The organism is Pseudarthrobacter sp. CC4, from assembly GCF_048957775.1.
Taxonomy (GTDB): Bacteria; Actinomycetota; Actinomycetes; order Actinomycetales; family Micrococcaceae; genus Arthrobacter.
This window is the reverse complement of sequence record NZ_JARCCZ010000062.1, coordinates 1-2,209: the sequence shown is the minus strand read 5'-3', so window position 1 is coordinate 2,209 and position 2,209 is coordinate 1. Positions and strand designations below refer to the sequence as shown.

The window sequence follows — 2,209 nt, the reverse complement described above, 5'->3', positions numbered from 1 at the left end:
CTCAACGAAGTGAGAGAAGTTTGTGCGGATCCGGGGGATCGGGACGATTGATTCATCTGATGCAATACGCAGAGTACAGCTTTACATAACGTAGGTTATCGGCATTCAAAGTACGGGAGTACAAGTAGCTGCAAGAACTCCCTTCCCTGGACGAATCCAGCGTTTCCGCAGGTCAACAGGGCTTTGTTGGTGACGCGCGCTCCTTACACCGTCGGCTGAATTTGCCCTTGGATCGCTTATGGCTGTAGGTTTCCTGCATCTAATGCATGTTTCCATGGTTTAGGGGTCGTTGTGAGTGGTGCCGTTCCGGGTTTCGTCCCGCGGATGTTGGTGGATCCGGACATTGGGCTGTTTAGGGCTGATGAACGGGTTTTCACGGCCATGCTCGATGGCTGGCGGGCGCAGATGCTGGCGCGTGGCCTCACGACTCAGACCATCAAGCAGCGCTGCCAGCTGCTGGAGCGTTTTCAGCGCTTTACGGCTGAATTTCCGTGGCAATGGCGCCCCGCCGACATTGATGACTTCCTGGCCGATCTGCGCTCGGGCGAGAAACCGATCAGCCTGAAGACGTTGCGCTCGTACAGCAACGCCGTGGCGATGTTCTGCTCTTACCTGACGCATCCTGGCTATGGCTGGGGCGAGTTCTGCGAACGGACTTTCGGCGATATTCCGAGCCAGATCTGCTTCGAGTGGAACATGCCACGGCACACCACCGATGATGCCGTCCCGGCTAAGAAGCGGTCATTCACCAAGGCGGAACTGCAGCGACTATTCGACTACATCGATGACCTTGTCGACCGGGAATACGCCGCTGGCAGCAAACGCTGGCTGCCCCTGTTCCGCGACTCGGTGGCGTTCAAAGTCTGTTACGCCTATGGGCTTCGCCGACGCGAAATGACCATGCTGGACCTGGAAGACTTCGGCCCGAACCCGCACGTCAGCGCCTACGGCCGGTTCGGAGCAGTCCAGGTACGGTTCGCCAAAGGTACGGCAGGCTCAGGACCCAGACGTCGCACCGTGCTGACCGTGCCGGAGTTCGACTGGGTCGTGGACCAGCTCAAGACCTGGACAGCCGGCGGCATGAGGCAGCAGTTCCCGACAGCTGACAGGTCTTCGGCTCTTTGGCCGAGCGAACGTGGCGCCCGGATGTCCCTGGGCTCCTTCGGGGATGCGTTCGCCGCTGCCCGGGATGCCGTCGGTCTGCCCCAGGAGCTTGGTCTGCATTGCCTCAGGCATTCCTACGTGACCCACCTGATCGAAGCCGGCTACGACGCGGCCTTCGTGCAGACGCAGGTCGGCCACTCCTACGCATCGACCACCGGGCTCTACACATCGGTATCGTCGGACTTCAAGCAGAAAACCGTGCAGCAGATGATTGCACGCCGCATCGCAAACTTGGAGGACCCAGATGCCTGAACAGCGCCGGATCGGCTACCGCTGGAACCTGCGAGCCCTGATGGCAAAGCAGAACCTCTGGAAGACCACCGAACTGATGCCGCTCCTGAAATCCCGTGGCATCAACCTCTCCGAAAGCCAGGTCTACAGGCTGGTCACCTCCACGCCGGAGCGCATTCCGGCCAAGACATTCGCCGCGCTCTGCGACATCCTGGACTGCACACCCAACGACCTGTTCGAACCATTCGTGGAAATGCGCGCCGCGGCGACAGCCAACGCCCCGAAGCGCAGCGAAGACCTCGGCATCCAACCAGGCAACCCCATCGCACGACGTGTCCGACTCGTCGCTTCTGAGGACGGTGAGTAGGCCACGCAAAGCAGAGGACCCGATCCGCTGGCCGGTTCCCTGCAGTCGCTGCGGTCAGCACCATCAAACCGTCGCGCGCTGGCCGGACGGCGGCGTTTGCGGCTACTGCTATCAGCAGGCAAAGCGCACCCGTGGAGTCTGCGCCTGCGGCCACGAAGGTGTCCTGCCGGGAATTATCGATGAGGAGCCGGCATGCCGCAGCTGCTCGGGCGTTCGGCTCAACGTCGACTGTGTGGGCTGCGGCGCCGAAGACGAACTTTACAGTGGTGGACGCTGCTGGACCTGCGTCCTCGGCGACATCGTAGACGACCTGCTTAGAGACCCAGCCACGGGAATCATGGCCACGGAACTGATCCCGCTGGCGGCGGCCCTGAAGTCAATGAAACGGGCCAACAGCGGCATGACCTGGATCCGGCAAAAGCACGTCACGGCCTTCCTTCGTAACCT

General features: G+C 61.1%; 2 protein-coding genes. Both read left to right on the top strand.

Annotation, left to right across the window (positions count from 1 at the left end; all coding sequences use genetic code 11):
* Positions 1-324 precede the first annotated feature (324 nt).
* Positions 325-1,416: a tyrosine-type recombinase/integrase gene (locus PV768_RS21725; protein WP_421094193.1), complete on the top strand. Its 1,092-nt coding sequence runs from the start codon at positions 325-327 to the stop codon at positions 1,414-1,416.
* On the top strand, positions 1,409-1,762 hold the full coding sequence (locus tag PV768_RS21720; RefSeq protein WP_224092706.1) for a helix-turn-helix domain-containing protein: 354 nt from the start codon (positions 1,409-1,411) through the stop codon (positions 1,760-1,762). The genes PV768_RS21725 and PV768_RS21720 overlap by 8 nt, the downstream gene beginning before the upstream one ends.
* The last annotated feature ends 447 nt before the right edge of the window (positions 1,763-2,209 follow it).

What these genes read in the sequence shown, in the direction of transcription:
- PV768_RS21725 (WP_421094193.1), top strand. Translation starts at nt 325, where the DNA reads ATGTTGGTGGATCCGGACATTGGGCTGTTTAGGGCTGATGAACGGGTT.
- PV768_RS21720 (WP_224092706.1), top strand. Translation starts at nt 1,409, where the DNA reads ATGCCTGAACAGCGCCGGATCGGCTACCGCTGGAACCTGCGAGCCCTG.